The organism is Streptosporangium sp. DT93 (assembly GCF_049844535.1).
In the GTDB taxonomy this organism is placed as follows: Bacteria; Actinomycetota; Actinomycetes; order Streptosporangiales; family Streptosporangiaceae; genus Streptosporangium.
This window is the reverse complement of record NZ_JBNCLF010000006.1, coordinates 201,196-219,812: the sequence shown is the minus strand read 5'-3', so window position 1 is coordinate 219,812 and position 18,617 is coordinate 201,196. Positions and strand designations below refer to the sequence as shown.

15 protein-coding genes are annotated in these 18,617 nt (G+C 72.2%); 6 read left to right on the top strand and 9 right to left on the bottom strand.

What is annotated here, in order from left to right:
• Window positions 1-129: 129 nt before the first annotated feature.
• A complete protein-coding gene (gene arc, locus ACLQ2R_RS15670) occupies window positions 130-1,893 on the bottom strand; it encodes a proteasome ATPase (protein WP_425960216.1) in 1,764 nt (587 codons plus the stop codon).
• 205 nt (window positions 1,894-2,098) lie between these two features.
• Window positions 2,099-2,968, bottom strand: a complete 870-nt coding sequence (locus ACLQ2R_RS15665) for a tRNA (adenine-N1)-methyltransferase (RefSeq protein WP_425960215.1) — start codon at window positions 2,966-2,968, stop codon at window positions 2,099-2,101.
• Between the two features lie 308 nt (window positions 2,969-3,276).
• Between ACLQ2R_RS15665 and ACLQ2R_RS15660 the strand changes: the two genes are divergently transcribed.
• Window positions 3,277-4,371, top strand: coding sequence for a GNAT family N-acetyltransferase (locus ACLQ2R_RS15660; RefSeq protein ID WP_425960214.1), 1,095 nt, complete (start codon window positions 3,277-3,279; stop codon window positions 4,369-4,371).
• A 54-nt stretch (window positions 4,372-4,425) separates the two neighbouring features.
• On the opposite strand, the gene ACLQ2R_RS15655 is transcribed toward ACLQ2R_RS15660, so the two are convergent.
• Both ACLQ2R_RS15655 and ACLQ2R_RS15650 read right to left on the bottom strand, forming a co-directional pair.
• Window positions 4,426-5,649, bottom strand: a complete 1,224-nt coding sequence (locus ACLQ2R_RS15655; RefSeq protein WP_425960213.1) for an aminotransferase class III-fold pyridoxal phosphate-dependent enzyme — start codon at window positions 5,647-5,649, stop codon at window positions 4,426-4,428.
• 182 nt (window positions 5,650-5,831) lie between these two features.
• Window positions 5,832-6,755 (bottom strand): carbohydrate kinase family protein, encoded by a 924-nt coding sequence (locus ACLQ2R_RS15650; RefSeq protein ID WP_425960212.1) that lies wholly within the window; start codon window positions 6,753-6,755, stop codon window positions 5,832-5,834.
• An 84-nt stretch (window positions 6,756-6,839) separates the two neighbouring features.
• Between ACLQ2R_RS15650 and ACLQ2R_RS15645 the strand changes: the two genes are divergently transcribed.
• A complete protein-coding gene (locus ACLQ2R_RS15645; RefSeq protein WP_425960211.1) occupies window positions 6,840-7,439 on the top strand; it encodes a TetR/AcrR family transcriptional regulator in 600 nt (199 codons plus the stop codon).
• 135 nt (window positions 7,440-7,574) lie between these two features.
• On the opposite strand, the gene ACLQ2R_RS15640 is transcribed toward ACLQ2R_RS15645, so the two are convergent.
• On the bottom strand, window positions 7,575-8,363 hold the full coding sequence (locus tag ACLQ2R_RS15640; RefSeq protein ID WP_425960210.1) for a serine/threonine-protein kinase: 789 nt from the start codon (window positions 8,361-8,363) through the stop codon (window positions 7,575-7,577).
• Between the two features lie 121 nt (window positions 8,364-8,484).
• Between ACLQ2R_RS15640 and ACLQ2R_RS15635 the strand changes: the two genes are divergently transcribed.
• Window positions 8,485-10,482, top strand: a complete 1,998-nt coding sequence (locus ACLQ2R_RS15635) for a cation:proton antiporter (RefSeq protein ID WP_425960209.1) — start codon at window positions 8,485-8,487, stop codon at window positions 10,480-10,482.
• A gap of 154 nt (window positions 10,483-10,636) precedes the next feature.
• Here the strand turns inward: ACLQ2R_RS15635 and ACLQ2R_RS15630 are convergent, their stop codons facing one another.
• The 4 genes from ACLQ2R_RS15630 to ACLQ2R_RS15615 form a co-directional block, all read right to left on the bottom strand.
• Window positions 10,637-12,103 (bottom strand): FHA domain-containing protein, encoded by a 1,467-nt coding sequence (locus ACLQ2R_RS15630; RefSeq protein WP_425960208.1) that lies wholly within the window; start codon window positions 12,101-12,103, stop codon window positions 10,637-10,639.
• Entirely contained in the window at window positions 12,100-12,537 is a 438-nt protein-coding gene (locus ACLQ2R_RS15625) for a hypothetical protein (RefSeq protein WP_386233689.1), read from the bottom strand. The genes ACLQ2R_RS15630 and ACLQ2R_RS15625 overlap by 4 nt, the downstream gene beginning before the upstream one ends.
• Before the next feature lie 11 nt (window positions 12,538-12,548).
• Window positions 12,549-14,084 (bottom strand): hypothetical protein, encoded by a 1,536-nt coding sequence (locus tag ACLQ2R_RS15620; RefSeq protein ID WP_425960207.1) that lies wholly within the window; start codon window positions 14,082-14,084, stop codon window positions 12,549-12,551.
• A gap of 157 nt (window positions 14,085-14,241) precedes the next feature.
• On the bottom strand, window positions 14,242-15,333 hold the full coding sequence (locus ACLQ2R_RS15615) for a site-2 protease family protein (protein ID WP_425960472.1): 1,092 nt from the start codon (window positions 15,331-15,333) through the stop codon (window positions 14,242-14,244).
• 166 nt (window positions 15,334-15,499) lie between these two features.
• Here ACLQ2R_RS15615 and ACLQ2R_RS15610 point away from each other — a divergent pair, with 166 nt between their 5' ends.
• The 3 genes from ACLQ2R_RS15610 (at window position 15,500) to ACLQ2R_RS15600 (ending at window position 18,508) form a co-directional block, all read left to right on the top strand.
• Window positions 15,500-16,339 carry a RecB family exonuclease gene (locus tag ACLQ2R_RS15610; RefSeq protein WP_425960206.1) on the top strand — a complete coding sequence of 280 codons (840 nt, stop codon included), beginning with the start codon at window positions 15,500-15,502 and terminating at the stop codon, window positions 16,337-16,339.
• Between the two features lie 421 nt (window positions 16,340-16,760).
• On the top strand, window positions 16,761-17,828 hold the full coding sequence (locus tag ACLQ2R_RS15605; RefSeq protein WP_425960205.1) for a sensor histidine kinase: 1,068 nt from the start codon (window positions 16,761-16,763) through the stop codon (window positions 17,826-17,828).
• The gene (locus ACLQ2R_RS15600) at window positions 17,825-18,508 is read left to right on the top strand and encodes a response regulator (protein WP_425960204.1); all 684 of its coding nucleotides are present in this window, start codon (window positions 17,825-17,827) and stop codon (window positions 18,506-18,508) included. The genes ACLQ2R_RS15605 and ACLQ2R_RS15600 overlap by 4 nt, the downstream gene beginning before the upstream one ends.
• Window positions 18,509-18,617 lie beyond the last annotated feature (109 nt).

The following is an 18,617-nucleotide window of genomic DNA, read 5'->3' as shown; positions in this document are numbered from 1 at the left end:
CGGCCCCCCCCCGCGCCCCGCGGCCGGCGCCCCCGCCGCCGCGCGCGCCCCGCCCCCGGGCCCCCCCCCCCCCCCCGCCGGACGGGAGCGCCTGCCGCCGGGCCACGCGGGACCGGCGGGGCGCCGCCGTTACAGGTACTGGCCGGTGTTGGCCACGGTGTCGATGGAACGTCCCGCCTCGGTGCCCTGCTTGCCCGTCACGAGGGTGCGGATGTAGACGATCCGCTCGCCCTTCTTGCCGGAGATGCGGGCCCAGTCGTCGGGGTTGGTGGTGTTGGGCAGGTCCTCGTTCTCGGAGAACTCGTCCACGCAGGCCGCCAGCAGATGCTGGATCCGCAGGCCCTTCTGCCCGGTCTCCAGGAACTGCTTGATCGCCATCTTCTTGCCGCGGTCGACGATGTTCTGGATCATCGCCCCGGAGTTGAAGTCCTTGAAGTACAGGACCTCCTTGTCGCCGTTGGCGTAGGTCACCTCGAGGAAGCGGTTCTCCTCGCTCTCGGTGTACATCCGCTCGACGACCCGCTGGATCATGCCGGAGATGGTCTCCTTGCGGTCGCCGCCGTTCTCCGACAGGTCCTCGGCGTGCAGGGGCAGCTCCTCGATGAGGTACTTCGAGAAGATGTCCTTGGCCGCCTCGGCGTCCGGCCGCTCGATCTTGATCTTGACGTCCAGGCGGCCGGGCCGCAGGATCGCCGGGTCGATCATGTCCTCGCGGTTGGAGGCGCCGATGACGATGACGTTCTCCAGGCCCTCCACGCCGTCGATCTCGCTCAGGAGCTGGGGAACGATGGTGTTCTCGACGTCGGAGGAGACGCCGGACCCCCGGGTCCGGAAGATCGAGTCCATCTCGTCGAAGAAGACGATCACGGGGGTGCCCTCGGAGGCCTTCTCGCGAGCCCGCTGGAAGACCAGGCGGATGTGCCGCTCGGTCTCGCCGACGTACTTGTTGAGAAGCTCGGGGCCCTTGATGTTGAGGAAGAAGCTCTTGCCGGACTGGCCGGTCTTCTCCGCGACCTGCTTGGCCAGGGAGTTGGCGACGGCCTTGGCGATGAGCGTCTTGCCGCAGCCGGGGGGACCGTAGAGCAGGACGCCCTTGGGCGGGCGGAGCTTGTGCTCGCGGAAGAGGTCGGCGTGCAGGTACGGGAGCTCGATGGCGTCCCGGATCTGCTCGATCTGCCGCATGAGCCCGCCGATCTCCTCGTAGGAGATGTCGGGCACCTCCTCCAGGACGAGCTCCTCGACCTCGGACTTGGGGATGCGCTCGTAGACATATCCCGAGCGCGGTTCGAGCAGGAGGGAGTCGCCGGCCCGGATCGGCTGGCCGACCAGCGACTCGGCGAGTTCCACCACCCGCTCCTCGTCGGCGTGCGAGATCACCAGCGCGCGCCGGCCGTCCTCAAGGAGCTCCTTGAGCATCACGATCTCGCCGAGGTCCTCGAACCCGAGGGCCTCGACCACGTTGAGCGCCTCGTTGAGCATGACCTCCTGGCCACGCTTCAGCGAGTCGATCTCCACCGCGGGGCTGACGTTCACCCGGAGTTTGCGGCCACCGGTGAAGACCTCCACCGTGCCGTCCTCCCGGGCTTCGAGGAACACGCCGAACCCGGACGGCGGCTGCGCGAGCCGGTCCACCTCCTCCTTCAGGGCGACGATCTGGTCTCTGGCCTCCTTGAGGGTGGCCACCAGACGCTCGTTCTGTCCCGTTACGGCCGCGAGGTTCACCTGGACGTCATGGAGACGCTCTTCGAGGACCCTGGCCTGCCGGGGAGACTCCGTCAGCTTCCTTCGCAACGCGGTGATCTCCTCCTGCAGGAAGGAGACCTGTGTTGTGAGGTCGGCGACCTCCCGTTCGCGCTGCGCGGCACGAGCCTCAGCGTCGTCGCGAGCTGCCACGGCGTCACTTCCTTCCCAGTCGAGACCGACTACTCAAAAGCCTACCCATCTGGGGGCTGCCCCTTACCTGGTCGAGCAGTGTTCGTATGACTACATTAGGTGCGCGATGATTAATCCCTTTTAGTGCTTTTAGTACTAGAAGTATATGAACATGAGGGTCGGTTCGCGCGTCACTCTCCTACCGATCCTCGTGTCCGAATCGTCATCAAACGGTGGAGGTCGCGGAATCCTCGACATTGGCCCCCTTCGCCGGGCGTCTGCGCCGAGGTGGCGGCGTCACACCGTCCGCCATACGACGCGCCGTGACCAGGAAACCGGTGTGGCCGACCATCCTGTGGTCGGGTCGCACGGCCAGTCCCTCGACATGCCAGTCACGAACCAGGGTCTCCCACGCATGGGGCTCGGTGAAACTCCCGTGCTCCCGGAGAGTTTCGACCGTCCGCGACAGCTGGGTTGTGGTCGCGACATAACAGCAGATCACGCCCCCGGGGGTGAGAGCCTTCGACGCGGCGTCCACACATTCCCACGGGGCGAGCATGTCCAGGATGATCCGGTCGACGTCGCTCTCGTCGAGGGACTCGACGAAGTCGCCGACCACCAGGCGCCACTGGTCCATCGGCCCGCCGTAGAACTTCTCCACGTTCTTGGTGGCCACCTCGGCGAAGTCCTGGCGCCGCTCGTACGAGGTGAGGGTGCCCTCGGCGCCCACGGCGCGCAGCAGGAAGCAGGTGAGCGCGCCGGAGCCGACGCCCGCCTCCACCACCCGGGCGCCGGGGAAGACGTCGGCCATGGCCACGATCTGCGCCGAGTCCTTGGGGTAGATCACCGCCGCGCCGCGCGGCATGGAGAGCGTGTAGTCCTGGAGCAGGTGCCTGAACGCCAGATACTGGGTGCCGCCGGACGAACGCACCACCGAGCCCTCGGGCTGGCCGATCAGCTCACTGTGCGGGATCCCGCCCTTGTGCGTGTGGAAGACGCCGTCTTCCTTCAGCGTCACCGTGTGGCGCTTGTTCTTGGGGTCGGTGAGCTGAACCTGATCCCCGGCCTGAAACGGCCCATGCCTGCGAAAACCCATGAGCGCAAGGTTAACGGCGCCCGGCTGCGGCCCGTCCCACCCGTCCGGGCACGGAGGACGAGGCGGAACCCCAGGACACCGGCCCACGGCGAGCGGGGTGGGACGCCCCCGGCGCAACCGGCAGGACCCGCGGGCGTCGGGGCGTCGGGGCGTCGGGGCGTCGGGGCGCCGGGGACGAGGCGGGGCGGCAAGGTGCCAGGGCGGGAAGAGGCCGCGGCCGAACTCCCTAAACGGTTGGCCGTTACCGCCGGGGACCTGGTAGCTGTTGCCCTATGCTCCCAGAAGATGTGATTCCCGCCGGCCCCGTCGTGCTCAGACCGCTCACGGCCGGTGACGCCGAGCCGATCACGCGGGCCTGCGCCGACCCGGAGATCGTCCGGTTCATCCCTGCGATCCCGGTCCCCTACACCCACGACGACGCGCTGCGGTACCTGGAGTCGGCCCGCGACGTCCGGAAGGCCGGAGGGGCCGCGTTCGCGATCGCGGACCCGGAGACGGACGAGTGGCTGGGCACCATCGACCTCAAACCCCCGCTGCCACGCGCCACCGCCGAGATCGGCTACCTGGTGGCGCCGTGGGCCCGGCGGCGCGGGGTGGCCACGGCGGCGACCTCGGCCCTGGCCGGATGGGCCCTGGAGCACGGGGTGCGGCGCCTCGAACTCCTCGCCGGGGTGGAGAACCTGGCCAGCCAGCAGGTGGCCATGGCCGCTGGCTTCCGGCGCGAGGGCGTGCGGCGCGGGGGCGAGGAGCAGCGCGACGGCACCCGCCACGACCTGGTCTCCTTCGCGCGCCTGCCCGGCGACTCCGGCGAGCCCGTACGGCCCTACCTGCCGTGGTTCCCCGGGGGCTCGCTGACCGACGGGACGGTGCGGCTCAGGCCGCTCACCGCGGCCGACACCGACGACTACCAGGCGCTGCAGATCCTGCCGGACGTGGTCAGGCACAGCGTCCCGCCCGAGCCGCCGAGCCCCGAGGACGCCCGCGACCGGTGCCGTTCCGCGGGCGCGGCCTGGCTGGACGGCACGATGCTCCAGGCGGTGATCGAGGACGCCTCGACCGGCGCGTTCGCCGGGGAGATCCAGCTCACCGGGGTGATCCCGCCGCTGGGGCAGGCCATGACGGGCTACAGCATGCGACCGGAGTTCCGCGGCAGGGGGTTCGCCACGCGGGCGGTGAGCCTGCTGGTGGGGTGGGCCTTCGAGCACACGTCCCTGGGCCGGGTCATCGCGGGCACCGCGCCCGGCAACCTCGCCTCCCAGACCGTGCTGCGGCGGGCGGGCTTCACCGAGGAGGCGGTGATGCGCGGGCTGATGCCCGGCCCGGACGGCACGCGCCTGGACGACCTGCAGTGGTACCGCCTGAAGGACACCCCGCCCCGCCCGGGCACCCCGGGTGGCCACTGACCCGCCGACAGCCCGGGAGGGCCCGTCCCGGGGGCGGGCCCTCCCGGCGTGGGCTCAGTCGGCCCCGAAGTGGGCCCTGAGCCTGGCGTAGGCGGCGTCGGTGCCCTGCAGCGCCCGGTCGATGTCGGCGTCGGTGTGGGCGGCCGACAGGAACCAGTTGTGCCACGGATGGAGGTAGACGCCCTCCTCGACGCAGGCCGCCGCCCAGAACATGCCCTTCTCCAGGGTCGCGTCGCCCTCGAAGGAGAGCCACGGGATCTGCACCGGGCCGGTCTGGTTGACCGTGAAGCCGTGCGAGACCGCCTGGGCGGCGAGCCCCTCGCGCAGGCGGGTGCCGGCGCGTTCCATCAGGGCGACGCCGTCGATGTCGCGCAACGTCTCGATCGTGGCCTTCGCCGCGGCCATCGGGGCGGCGTTGAACCAGAACGAGCCGGTGGTGTAGAGCGTCTGGGCGGGATCACGCAGGGAGTCCACGCCGGTGACCGCCGCGATCGGATGGCCGTTGGCCATGGCCTTGCTGAACGCGTACAGGTCGGGACGGACGCCCAGCGGCTCCCAGGAGCCGCCCAGGTCCAGCCGCCAGCCCCCGCGCACGTCGTCGATCACCAGCGCGGCGCCGAGCCGGTCGGCCAGGGCCCGCACCCCCCGGGCGAACTCGGGCGTCGCGAGCTCCTGGTCCTCGAACGAGTCGTGCTTGAACGGCGTGACGATGATCGCGGCGACCTCGCCCTCGTTCCGCGCCGCGGCCTCCTCGACCGAGGCCAGGTCGTTGTAGGTGAACTCGGCCAGGTCGGCGCGCTCGGCCGGGGTGGTGCCCGCCGTGCTCGGCGTGCACCAGGGGTCGGCCCCGTGGTAGGCGCCGTGCGCCATCAGCACCTTGTTCCTGCCCGTGGCGGCGCGGGCCACCATCAGCGCCTGGGTGGTGGCGTCGGTGCCGTTCTTGGAGAACATCGCCCAGTCGGCCTGCGGGACGGTCTCGACCAGCAGCTCGGCGAGTTCGACGTAGACGGGGCCGGGGCCGTTGAGGCAGTCGCCCTCGGCGAGCTGGGCCGCGACGGCCGCCTCGACCGCGGGGTGGCGGTGACCGAGCACCACCGGCCCCCAGGAGCACATGAGGTCCACGTACTCGCGGCCGTCGGCGTCCCGCTGGCGGCAGCCCTCGCCACCGACGAAGAACTGCGGGTAGGCCGGGCCGTGCAGGGCCGCGTTGAGATGGCCGTACATGCCGCCGGGGACGACCTTGGCGGCCCGCTCCCTGAGTTCGGCGTCGTTGGACATGCGTCGTCCTTTCACGGTCGGAAGGTCACGGTTCGAAGATCATGATCGGGAGGGTCGCGGGGTCACGCCCGTGCACGCCGATGCGCGCCGGGACGTGCCGCGCCACACGGGCCCGCACCGGTTCACGCCGGGTCGCGGTGCTCACGTTCACGCCGGTTCACGCCGGGTCGCGGTGCTCACGTTCACGCCGGGTCGCGGTGCTCGCGGAGCTCGCGGGCCCCGGTCAGCCCGGCGTCGGAGCCGAGCCCTCCGGCGACCCGGGCGGCCAGCGCGGTGCCGAGCCTGGCCGAGCCGAGCACGTCGAGGCCGTCGGCCAGGCCCGCGATGAACCCCGCGCAGTAGGCGTCGCCGCACCCGGTGGTGTCGACCACCTCCACCGCGAGGGCGGGGACGCGGGTGAGGCCCTCGGGACCGGCGATCAGGCTCCCCCCGCCCCCCATCGTGACCAGGACCGCCGAGGGTCCCTCCGCCAGCAGGGCGGTCGCGGCCTCCTCGGCCCCGGAGGCGCCGCTCATCATGAGGGCCTGCTCCTCGTTGGGCAGCACGTAGTCGACGTGCGCCAGGAAGCTCCGCACCCCCTGCATCAGGTCCGGCATGTTGGACAGCAGGTCCATCGTGACGATCGTGCCCGCCGCCCGCGCCTCGTCCAGCAGGGCGAAGAACGCCGGGTCGTACAGGCCCCAGGTGACGTCCATGCCGCCCAGGTGCACGATCCGCGCGCCGAGGATCCGCTCGCGGCCGACGTCGGCGGTCGACAGGCCCAGGTTGGCGCCGGGTACGTGGAAGGAGGGGCGTCCTCCGTCGGGGCGGATGGGCAGGATCGAGGCGGCGGTCTGCTCCCCCGCCCTGCGGACGATCCCGGTCACGTCGACGCCGCGCCGCCCCATCATCATGACGAGCAGGTCCCCGAGCTCGTCGTCGCCGACCGCGCCCACCGAGGCGACCGGCACGCCGAGCGCGGCCAGGTCGACGGCGGTCGCGGCCGCGGCTCCGGCGGCGGTGACCCGGATCTGCTCCAGCAGGTGGGTGTCCTGCCCGGCGGGGATCGACTCCACCGGCCTGGCCAGCACGTCCACGATGTGCACCCCGAGGGTGACGACGGTCATGACGGTCCTCCTCATGTCTTGAGCGGATAATAGACGGGCGACCGACTAAAATGTCAACGAACGATCCCCGGGGAGGAGAACGCGATGCCGAAGATCGTCGATCACGAGGAGCGCCGCGAGGAGGTCGTCGAGGCGGCCCGCCGCATCATCCTGCGCGAGGGCATCGAGGCCGCCACCACCCGGGCCATCGCCAGGGAGGCGGGATACTCCAACGGCGTGCTCACCCACTACTTCGCCGACAAGGACGACATCATGCTGTCGGCCCTGCGCTCCTCGCACCGGCGCATCGTGGAGCGGCTGCGCGGCAAGCTGGCGGGCCTCACCGGCCTGGCCGCCCTGCGCGAGCTCCTGCTGGACAACCTCCCGCTGGACGAGGAGCGCGTCGCCGAGAGCGGCCTGGAGGTCGGTTTCTGGAGCAGGAGCATGACCAGCCCCGCGCTGCTGGAGGCGCAGCGCGCCGAGGCCGACGAGCTGCGCTACCTGGTACGCAGCCTGCTCGGCTCGGCGGCGGCGGAGGGGGAGGTCGTCACCGGGGAGGACCTCGACGACGTGGCCGAGCGGCTGCTGGCCCTGGTCGACGGCCTGAGCGTGCACCGCCTGCTCTACCCCGGCAGGCTCGGCCCGGAGCGTCTGGCGCGGATGCTCGACACCGAGCTGGGACGCCTCCGCCCCACCGGCGCCTGACGCCCCCTGCCGCACTCCCTGCCGGAGCCTGGACGCCCCCTGCCGCTCTCCACCGGAACCTGACGCTGCCGCCCCCCGCCGGAGCCCGCCCCCGCCGACACCGCCCCGGTCTCGGACTCCCGGCCCCCCGGCCCCTCAGCCGAGCAGGGCGTACAGCCGGTCGGCCACCCCCCGGGCGGTGGGACGCCCGGCCACGTCCCCGAGACACGCCTGGACCAGGTCCGCCAGCTCCGGCTCCAGGTCCGGGTCGATCGACGGCGGCGTGCCGTGCACCTTGCGCAGCGTCAGCAGCGGGTCGTGGACGGGCAGCTCCCCGTAGAGCCCGTTGCCGCTGACCGCCCGGTGCAGGGTCGCGCCCAGCGACCACACGTCACCCGGCGGGGCGGGCTTCTCCCCCTGCAGCAGCGCCGGGTCGGTGAACTCCACCGAGCCGATGTCGCCCATCCCGGTCACCGTCGCGCCCGGTGTCAGCACCTGCGACAGCCCCAGGTCCGACAGCTTGCCGCCGTCGTCGCCGAGCAGCACGTTGCCCGGACGGATGTCGCGGTGGACGATCCCCTCCTCGTGCAGCGCCTGCGCCGCGTGGGCCACGCAGGCGATCGAGCGCAGCACCCGCTCGCGCGACGGAGGCTCGGCGGGCCGCGCCAGCGAGCCGCCCGGCAGGTACTCCATCGAGTAGTAGAACACCCCGTCCTGCTGGCCGGCGTCGTAGAGCCGCACCAGGTACGGCGAGCGCACCGCGGCGAACGCCTTCAGCTCCCGGGTCGCGCGGCGGAACGCGTCGTTCCCGGTGCCCCCCACCACCTTCACGGCGACCAGGTCCACCTCGACGGGCAACCGCTCGGGCCTCTTCGCCAAGTAGAACTCGCCGTGGTTCCCGGCCCCCAGCGACCGGATGAACTCGTAGTCGGCGATGCCTTCCACCAACGGTCTCCCCTCCATGTCCGCGCAACGTTCGCGACGACATTCCCCACACGGTAACGTCGCCCTCGACATTCTCGGGGCTTTTCTTCACATACGGAAAGCGTGCTCCCCAGTGCTCCAGATGGACCTGCTTCTGCTCGACCTTGTCATCGTCCTCGCGGCGGCGCGGCTCTTCGGGGCGCTGGCCCGGTGGCTCGGCCAGCCGTCGGTCGTCGGCGAGATCGTGGCCGGCATCCTGCTGGGCCCCACCCTGATGGGCCCGCTGATCGGCGACGAGCTCTTCGGCCCCCGGATGCGGCCCCCGCTGCAGGCCCTGGCCAACGTCGGCCTGGTGCTGTTCATGTTCGTCGTGGGCCTGGAGCTGGACCAGAAGCTGGTCAAGGGCAAGGGCCGGATCGCGGTGGCCGTGGCCCTGGGCTCGACGGTGCTGCCGTTCGTGCTGGGCTGCGTGCTCGCGCTGGCCATCGCGGGCGACCACGTGGGCGGCGACAGGACGCTGGCGTTCGTGCTCTTCATGGGCGCGGCGATGGCGGCCACCGCCTTCCCCGTACTGGCCCGGGTGCTCACCGACCGGGGGATGCAGCGGATCGAGCTCGGCGGGCTCGCCCTGGCCTCCGCGGCCGTCATCGACGTCCTCGCCTGGACCGTCCTCGCGGTCGTGGTGGGCATCGCGGGAGCCGGGGAGGCCGAGAGCCAGTGGAAGGTCATGCTCGCCCTGCCGTACGCGCTGGTGATGTTCCTGCTGGTCAAGCCGTTGCTGGCCCGGCTGGTCCCGGCGTACGAGAAGGCCGGGCGGCTGACGCCCGGTCTGCTGTCGCTGGTGCTCCTCGGCCTGATCGCGTCGTCGTGGGCCACCGAGTGGATGCACGTGCACTTCATCTTCGGCGCGTTCCTGTTCGGCGTGGTGATGCCGCGCGAGGGCGCCGAGAGGCTCAACCACGAGATCCTGGAGCGGCTGGAACAGCTCGCCGTGCTGCTGTTGCTGCCGATGTTCTTCGTCGTCGCCGGGCTCAACGTCAACCTGCGTGAGCTCGACCTGTCCAGCCTGGGCACGCTCGCCGCGATCCTGGCCGTCGCGATCGGCGGCAAGCTGATCGGCTCCTACGCCGCCGCACGCACGCAGCGGCTGCCCCGCCGCCAGTCCTGGGCGCTGGCCACCCTGCTCAACACGCGGGGGCTCACCGAGATCGTGATCCTCAGCGTCGGCCTGCAGAAGGGCGTGCTGGACAACGAGCTGTACTCGCTGATGGTCGTCATGGCCCTGGTCACGACCGCGATGACCGGCCCGCTGGTGAGCAGGATCTACCCCGACCGTCGGGTGGCCCGCGACATCGCCGAGGCCGAGCGTGCCGCCCTCGGCGTCACCGCCGCCCACCGGGTGCTGGTGATCGTGCCCGATCCCCCCGCCGAGCAGGCCCCGCTGGTCGGGCTGGCCACCACCCTGGCCCTGTCCGCCTCCCCCTCCGAGGTGGCCCTCGGTCACCTGCGTCCCTATCCGGCGGGTCACCTGGAGGTCGGCAGCGGCCTGTCCTTCGAGCTGGCCGAGTTCGCCGAGACGCTGCACGACCTGGAGGCGCTGGCCGCCACGGTGCGCGAGCGGGGCCCGGACGTCCGGGTGGTGAGCAGGTTCAGCGTGGACGTCGCGGCCGAGCTGCCGGAGCTGGTCTCCGGCGCCCGGCCCGACCTGCTGGTGCTGCCCGCAGGCGTGCCCGGCCGCGCCGCCGTCCGCGACGGCGCCGTCTGCCGGGTGGTGACCGTACGCGCCCCCGAGCAGGGCGAGACCGTGTTCGAGACGGGCCCGGTCGCGGTGCACCACGGCTCGGGAGGTGACGCCGCGGCGCACGTGGCGCTCGTCCTGGCGTTGCGGGCGGGACGCCCGCTCGTCGTCGTCGGCGGCGGCCGGGCCTCGGCGCTGGCCCAGCGGCTGGCCCGTCTCGGCGTGGCGGCCACCTCGGGCGAGGTCCCGCCGGGCGCGCTGGTCGTGGCGCCCGACACCGCGGCGGCTCCCCCGGGCGCGCACCTGCTGGTCCGCGCCGAGCAGGACCCCGACCCGGTCGACTGGGCCGGGGCCGTCTCCGCCCGGCCGGTCGTGTCGGGCTCCCCCGTCCCGCGGCCCTGACGACCGCCCTTCCCGCGCCCCGCTCCCCCCGCCGCGAGCCCGGTGAGCCCGGTGAGCCTGGAGGTCCGGCGGGCCCGGCGGGCCCGGCCGGCCCCGGGGAGCACGACGGGCGGCACGGCCACGGCCGTACCGCCCGGGAAAGGCGCGGGTGCTCTCAGCGGTTGCGGTGCGACTCGTAGCGCATGGTCCGCGAGACCCCGATCCGCACGGTGGTGCCCGGCATGATCGCGACCGGCTCGTTCGGCGGGATGTCGTAGAAGTTGGGGTCGCCGGGCGGCTGGATCTGGGTGCCGTTGACCGACCCCAGATCGACCAGGTTGACGTCCCAGTTGTCCAGCGCCACCCGCAGGTGACGGCGGGAGACCGAGCCGTCGGGGCTGGTGACCTTGGCCGGGCGGACCGACCCGTCGGCCACCTCGGGGGCCCGCTCCGGGTCGCGTCCCACCAGGTAGTCGGTGTCCAGGCGCAGCGTCAGGCCGTCGTCGAGGAGCAGCACCCCCAGCGGCGGGCGCGGCCCCTTGTAGGGGACGAGGGTCCGCTGCACCAGCGCGATGCCGCAGACCGCGCAGTAGGGCACGCGGGGGTCGTTGAAGTGGTCGTTCTTGCAGTCGACCCCGTAGACCAGCGGGCGCGCCTCGGGCTCGGGCTCGGGCTCCGCCACGGCCGGCGGCCGCTCGTCGGCCTGCCGCGGGCCATCGGGCGTCAGCAGCTCGTACTCGAACGGCCGGCCGTCGACGCCGATCGGGTCGCCGCCCATCCCGCTGGACAGGGCGGTGTCGATGTCCTCGTGCCCCGCCCTCGACGGCCCGGCCCCGGCCGCGGGGCCGGGCGGCGCCTGCTGCGCCGGGGGGACCCGGTCCGCGACGGGCTGCGGGGGCGGCTGCTGCCGCTCGGGCCGCGGTTCCACAGGCGGCGGCACGGCCCTCGGCGGGGCGGACTCGGGCTGCCCCATCGGGTAGGGCGGGGCGGTCTGAGACGGCGCCGACCACTGGGGGGGCTCCGCCCGCTCGGGCGGCGCGGGCATCGGGGTGGGCTCGGGCGCGGCGGGCTGCATCTGCGGTGCGACGTGCCGGGCCTGGGACCCGGCGGACGCGGCGGACGCGGCGGACGCGGCGGACTCCGTGCGCGGCGGCGCCGGCGCGCGGGACGGTACCGCGGTCAGGTCGCACTCGACCCCGCCCGCGACGATCACCCCGGCGTCCAGTGTGGAGAGCGGATGCGCCGACCCGGCCTCCGGCAGGCGCAGCTCGACCCGGCTCACCGGGCCGGGCACCAGCCGGTCGGACCAGGTGAGCGCGTCGCGCCCGGCGAGCTGGACCTCACCGGCCGAACCGGTCACCGACGCGAACGCCGGACCGCTGACCAGGACGGCCACACCGCCGCCGACGGGGCCGGCGACGGCGCACGCCACCGGCTCGCCCATCATGACGGCGAGGATCTGCGCGACCCGGCGGGCCAGCGCCCTGCCGTCGCCGCCGGAGCCCGCGGTCTCCCGCAGCGCTCCCAGCAGATCCTCGACCACGGCCTCGGCCGCGTCGCACACCAGCAGCAGGCCGCCCACATGGGCCACCAGCCCGTTGCCCGGAAGCGGACGCACCACCCCGAAGCCCTGGTCGGTCACAGAACTCTCCCTCCCCGGAAACGCCACCGGATGAACGGCACCCGCATGGGGCCGTTCGTCACGAGCCAGATGCACATCCAGACGACGGTGAAGTGCGTCCAGAAAGCCGCCGCGGGCACCGGATCGATGAAGCCGATCACACCGGACCGTAGCAAGAAGAACAGTACAAGGCCTTCCGGGACGAGCGTCAGCAGGCCGAACAGGGTCGGCCAGTCCTTCTCCCATCTGAACTGCATCAGGAAGTGATATATCAGCTCCCAGACGACTCCCAGAACCCCCACGGCCGCGATGACCAGCAGCCCGTTGACGTAACGGCCGGAGAGCGGACCGGAGGATCCCGGGAGGAACGGGACGATCAGCAGGGTGACGAGCACGCCGAGGGTGGCGAGCATGAACAGGCGCGTCTGAATACGGCCCCACAGGGTCGGAACCACGGGAATACTCCTTACACCGGCGAGTTGCGGGCCCACTTGAACCACTGCGCGGTCGAGCGCAGCGGTCCCATCCTCTTGACGAACCCTCGCCGTGCCAGGTCGTCGGCGATCTCCTGGGCGGCGATCTGCAGTCCCAGGAAGGTGTCGACGCCGGGGAAGTACCCCCCGAGCGTGGCCGACCCCGAGGCGTAGAGGACGCCGTCGCCGTTGGCCGTGCCCTTGACCTCGAAGTGGCGCTCCACGTCCAGCCGGCCCACCGGGTTGCGTCCCGCCCCGCCGTTGCGCAGCAGGTCGTCGAAGACCCGGTGCTCGGCGATGTCGGCCTCCAGGCCGGTGCAGTCGATGATGTAGTCGGAGACCGGCTCGCGGACGATGCCGTCGTTGCTGCGCACGTAGCTGACCAGCCGCCCGTCGGGGCCGCGCTCCACCCGGTCGACGGTGCCCTGCACCGCGTGGTAGTAGCCGCCTTCGCGGCCCGCGCGCATCTGCTCCTGCCAGCGCCGCCGGAAGGGGGTGTTGGTGCCGCCCATCTCCTTGTACTTCTTGGCCCGCTCGGCGCCCTCCAGCCTGCGCATCTCCGCCTTGAGCTGGCCGCCCCAGACCGACTTGGGGTAGTTGAAGCCCTGGTAGGCCCAGCCGTTGCCGCCCTTGCGGCGCGACCAGACGTGCGGGCCGTGCGAGCCCGAGACGAACGTACGGAAGATGTGGATGATCTGGGTCTTCAGGCCGTGCCGTTCCCGGTCGTCGAAGAGCCGCTGGAGCACCCGGGAGGCGACGATGCCGCCGCCCCGGATGACCACGGTGCCCGGCCTGGTCTTGAGGAACTCGTAGACCTGCTCGTGCGGCTCGTAGGCGTTGACGACGTGCTGGTAGTCGCCGTGCTTGGTGCGGAACTCCTGCAGGTCGGGCAGGAACTTCAGGCCCGGGTAGCCGATCGCGATGTGCACGAAGCGGGAGCGGAAGACGATGCGCTTGGTGGCCGCCGCGCCGTCCGGCGGGGTGACCACGGTGAAGTAGCCCCCGCCCGCCCGGCGCCGGACCATCCGCACCTGGCCCTTGACGAGCATGTCCCAGTAGTTGATGCGCCTGGCCTCGCGCTCCAGGTTCTCGAAGACGGTGCCGGCGCGCGGGGTCCAGTAGTCGTTCAGCAGCGGCTCGGTGAGGATCTGCCACAGGTGCGACGGGTTCCTGTCCTTCCACGCCTCCTCCAGCGCGTAGGAGGGGAAGCCCCACAGGTTGTCCGGGCGCGAGGAGGAGTCGGAGCGGATCCGTTCCCCGCGGGGGATCTGCGAGCACCTGGTGAGGAACTCGTAGGTCTGCCACGGGTGGTCGATGTTGGAGACCACCCGCATCTGCGAGGTCGGGACCCCGTAGATCCTCAGGTAGTCGAGGGTCACGAAGGACCCGATGCCACCGCCGACGCTGAGGAACGGGATGTCGTACATGGGAATGCCCGCGGCGGCGACCATCTGGTCGGTCCACTCGGGGGTGCCGAGAAGGTCCGGTGTCAGATCACCGGCCGGGGCCGGGGTGTGGGGGGGTGCCAATTGATGCGTCCCTAAGCTATGTGACCAGCCCGTTCGCTGATCGAAACCCTAGTCCTGGTACACGCCGAAAACGAGTGGGACGAACGGGCACGATCCGCCTGGCGTCCCTCTCACGCCGAGTATCCAGTGAGACGCCTGTGAACGACCTGTGGTTCGCTTAAACTCCGCTGAACACCCTGTTGACGTCGGCCGTGGCGAGCACCCCGAAGATCTCGCCGCCGCGTTCCACCAGCAGGTACTCCCCCGCCGGGGACTCGCGCATGGCGTCGATCAGCGGCTCGCCCTCCAGGTCGGCGGCCAGCACCAGCGAGGGCTCCAGGTTGCGCGAGAGCGAACCGGCCGTCACCCAGGGACGGCGGGCCTCCGGGGTGGCCTCCACCGCGACCCCGTTGACGATCCCGGTGGGACGGCCCTCGTGGTCGACCACGACCATCGCCCCGGCCTGCGCCTCCACGGCCCGGCGCAGGGCCTCGGCCAGCGGCACGTCGCCGGTGACCACGATGGCCCGCCTGGCCAGGGCGCGGGCGCTGACCTGCGGGATGCGGGCCCGCACCCGGGCGCCGCGCAGCGCCTGCGTGGCGCCGAACCAGATGAAGGAGGCGAGCACCAGCGACCAGACCAGGTTGATCGTGTCGGGCTCCTGACCGGTCACCAGGGGCCCCCCGACGAAGATCACGACCAGGCCCACGGCCAGCACCCGGCCCACCCAGGCCGCCACGACGGTGCCGGTGCCGGGCCTGCCGGTAACCTTCCACACGCCCGCCCGCAGCATGCGGCCGCCGTCGAGCGGCAGCCCCGGCAGCAGGTTGAAGATCCCGACGATCAGGTTGGAGAACCAGAGCTGGAAGATCAGGACGCCGACGATCGTGTCCGGGGAGGCGAACTGCGAGACGGCGAAGCCGATCCCCGCCAGCCCGAGCGAGAGCAGCGGCCCGGCGAAGGCCACCATGAACTCCCGGCCCGGGGTCTCCGGCTCGCGCTCGATCTCCGAGACGCCGCCGAGCAGGTAGAGCGTGACGCTCCGGACGGGCAGGCCGTACATCCTGGCGACCACGCAGTGCGCCAGCTCGTGCAGCAGCACCGAGACGTACAGCAGCACCGCGAAGACGAACGAGACCAGATAGGTCATCGGGGTGCTCAGCTCGGGCAGCCAGGAGGCCACCACGCGCTGGAAGACGTAGGTGATGAACGCCGCCACGATGAACCAGGTCGGCGAGACGTAGACGGGGATGCCGAACGGGCGCCCCATCCGCAGGCCCCGGCTGTCCCGGCGCGGGCTCTGGCTGCTCACCGCTGGCTCACCACTCCTCGTCCGATCCGCTCTCAGGCCTCGATGGTACGCGCCGGCGCGGCACGGCAGGCGCCGCAGGGCGGCCGGGGCGCGAACTGTCGTCACCGTGACCTACAGTGCGGTCATGTCGCCGTCCGAGCCCACGATCGTCGGAGCCCTGTCGCCGTCGCGCGCGGGCGACTTCATGACGTGCCCGCTGCTCTACCGTTTCCGGGTGATCGACCGGCTCCCCGAGCCGCCGTCGCCCGCCGCGGTGCGCGGCACGATGGTCCATTCGGTTCTCGAACGCCTGTACGATCTCCCCGCCCCCGAGCGGACGGTCGGCGCGGCCCAGGACCTGCTGGAGCCCCAGTGGCGCAAACTCCTGGAGCAGGAGCCGTCGTACGCCGAGATGTTCGGCGACGACGAGGAACGCGCCCAGTGGCTGGCGCGGGCCCGCGTCATGCTGGAGCGCTACTTCGCCCTGGAGGACCCCACCGGCCTGGAACCGGCCGAGCGGGAGCTCTACGTGGAGGCGGTGCTCGGCAGCGGCCTGCTGCTGCGCGGCTACATCGACCGGCTGGACGTGGCGCCCACCGGCGAGATCCGCGTCGTCGACTACAAGACCGGCAGCGCCCCCGGGCCCGCCTTCGAGGCCAGGGCCCTGTTCCAGATGAAGTTCTACGCGCTGGTCATCTGGCGGCTGCGCGGCTCGGTGCCCCGCCTGCTCCAGCTGATGTACCTCGGCGGCGAGGGCGAGATCCTGCGCTACAGCCCCGACGAGGCCGACCTGCTGGCCACCGAGCGCAAGGTCTGGGCCCTGTGGCAGGCCATCGAACGGGCCCTGGAGACGGGCGAGTGGCGTGCCCGGCCCAGCAGGCTGTGCGGCTGGTGCAACTACAAGGACCTGTGCCCGGAGTTCGGGGGGACCCCCCCACCGGTCCCGGCCCGCCAGCCGAACGACAAGATCGCCCGGCGACGCTGAGTTTCACGGCGACGCTGCGCGTCGCGGTGAGGCCGCTCACACCCGACCCCTTCCCTCGTCGGACGGAATCGCTCGTTCCTCACGACCCCGCCCTCCTCAGTCCAGTCGCCGGCGCGGCCTCACCTGTTGACGGCGACGCTAACGCGTCGCGGTAAGGCCGCTCACACCCGACTCCTTCCCTCGTCGGACGGAATCGCTCGTTCCTCACGACCCCGCCCTCCTCAGTCCAGTCGCCGGCGCGGCCTCACGAGGGTCCCACAGGATGCGGGGAGGGTGATTCCCCGCGTGCGCTTCTTGAGGGGTGGTTCGGCTGAGGCCGCATCGGCGTTGCCGTCGAGGGGGACGTACCCTCGAAGCGCTCCCTGGGGACTCGTGTGAGGCCGCGCCGGCGACTGGACTGAGGAGCGAAGGAGCGAAGCGGATGAGCGACGAGGGAAGGAGCCGGATCCGAGCGGCCTCACCGCGACGCGAAGCGTCGCCGATAACACAGTCGCTGCTGACACTGCTTCTCGCCTGTCTGGGTGAGGTGGTGCTGGCCGTCGCGGGGCCGGGGGTGGCGGGGTGGGGGGTGTGGCCGCTCCGGGGGGTTGCCCTGGTGCTGGTCTACGTGATCGCCTCCCGGCGCGGTCTGGCGCTCAGCCTGTGCGCTCCGGCGCTGGCGGTGACCGCCTATCTGCTGTCGTCCGTGGCGGACGGCGGGACCGGCCGGTGGAGCACCCACCTGCTGGTGGTCGTCCTCACCGCCTCGCTCTGGGTGGCCGGACGCGGTGTGCGGCTGCGCCGGGCCTACCAGGCGGAGCTGCGCGACCGGGACCGGCGGATGGAGCGCGCCAGGGAGGCCGACACCCGGGCCGCCAGGGCCGAGGAGCGCTCCCGCATCGCCCGCGAGCTGCACGACGTGGTCGCCCACCACGTGAGCGTGATGACCGTCCAGGCCGCGGCGGCGCGGCGGGTGCTGGCCAGCGACCCCGACGGGGCACGGGAGGCCCTGTCGGCGATCGAACAGCTCGGCAGGACCGCGATGACGGAGATGCGGAGCATCGTGGGGGTGCTGAGGACCGACGCCACCCCGGCCGAGCGCGGCCCCCAGCCCGGGGTGGGGGAGATCCCCGCCCTGGTCGACCAGATGCGCGAGGCCGGGCTGCGCACGCAGCTGCGGATCGAGGGCGAGCGGGAGACGCTCTCCCCCGGCGTTGACCTGGCCGCCTACCGGCTGGTCCAGGAGGCCCTGACCAACAGCCTGCGCCACGCCGGGCCCCGGGCGCGGGCCTGGGTGACGGTGCGCCACGAGCCGGACGTGCTGGCCGTCTCGGTCGCCGACGACGGCATCGGGCCGGTGGCGCGCGACGCCGACGAGGAGGTGACCGGTCACGGACTGGCGGGCATCCGGGAGCGGGTCGCCCTCTATGGTGGACTCCTGAGGATCGGCCCGCGACCCGGGGGCGGATTCGAGGTCGATGCCCGGTTCCCCCTCAAGGACACGCGATGACGATCCGAGTGCTGCTGGTGGACGACCAGCCGCTGTTGCGCACCGGTTTCCGGCTGATCCTGGAGGCCGAGGCCGATCTGACCGTGGTCGGCGAGGCCGGGGACGGCAAGGCCGCGCAGGACCAGTCACGGGCGCTGCTGCCGGACGTGGTCCTGATGGACGTCCGGATGCCGGGGGTGGACGGCATCGAGGCGACCCGGCGGATCGTGCGCGAGGCCGCGGGCGGCGCGCACGTGCCCCGGGTGCTGGTGCTGACGACCTTCGACCTCGACGAGTACATCGTGGAGGCGCTGCGCGCCGGGGCCAGCGGCTTCCTGCTGAAGGACGTGCCGCCCGAGGAGCTGGTCCAGGCGATCCGGGTGGTGGCGGCCGGTGACGCCATCGTCGCGCCGAGCGTCACCAGGCGCCTGCTGGACAGGTTCGGGGCCCACCTGCCTCCGGCCCACCGCCAGTCCACCCCGGCGCGCCTGAACCGGCTGACCGAGCGCGAGCTGGAGGTGCTCCGCCTGATCGCCAAGGGCATGTCCAACGCGGAGATCGCCGCGGAGCTGGTGGTGAGCGAGACGACCGTCAAGACCCACGTCGGCAACGTGCTGACCAAGCTGGGCCTGCGCGACCGGGTCCAGGCCGTCGTGCTCGCGTACGAGACAGGGCTGATCACGCCGGGCGCGCTGCCCTGAGGAGCCGGGCGCGAGCCCGTGGGGCCCGTGGAGCTCGCGGAGGCCCGCCTGACCCGCGGAGGTCTAGGAGGTCGAGGAGGTCGAGGACCCGCGGGGCCCGCGATGTCGC

What these genes read in the sequence shown, in the direction of transcription:
- ACLQ2R_RS15665 (WP_425960215.1), bottom strand. Translation starts at nt 2,968, where the DNA reads ATGGGTTTTCGCAGGCATGGGCCGTTTCAGGCCGGGGATCAGGTTCAG.
- ACLQ2R_RS15655 (WP_425960213.1), bottom strand. Translation starts at nt 5,649, where the DNA reads ATGTCCAACGACGCCGAACTCAGGGAGCGGGCCGCCAAGGTCGTCCCC.
- ACLQ2R_RS15650 (WP_425960212.1), bottom strand. Translation starts at nt 6,755, where the DNA reads ATGACCGTCGTCACCCTCGGGGTGCACATCGTGGACGTGCTGGCCAGG.
- ACLQ2R_RS15645 (WP_425960211.1), top strand. Translation starts at nt 6,840, where the DNA reads ATGCCGAAGATCGTCGATCACGAGGAGCGCCGCGAGGAGGTCGTCGAG.
- ACLQ2R_RS15635 (WP_425960209.1), top strand. Translation starts at nt 8,485, where the DNA reads ATGGACCTGCTTCTGCTCGACCTTGTCATCGTCCTCGCGGCGGCGCGG.
- ACLQ2R_RS15615 (WP_425960472.1), bottom strand. Translation starts at nt 15,333, where the DNA reads ATGGGGCGCCCGTTCGGCATCCCCGTCTACGTCTCGCCGACCTGGTTC.
- ACLQ2R_RS15610 (WP_425960206.1), top strand. Translation starts at nt 15,500, where the DNA reads ATGTCGCCGTCCGAGCCCACGATCGTCGGAGCCCTGTCGCCGTCGCGC.
- ACLQ2R_RS15605 (WP_425960205.1), top strand. Translation starts at nt 16,761, where the DNA reads ATGAGCGACGAGGGAAGGAGCCGGATCCGAGCGGCCTCACCGCGACGC.
- ACLQ2R_RS15600 (WP_425960204.1), top strand. Translation starts at nt 17,825, where the DNA reads ATGACGATCCGAGTGCTGCTGGTGGACGACCAGCCGCTGTTGCGCACC.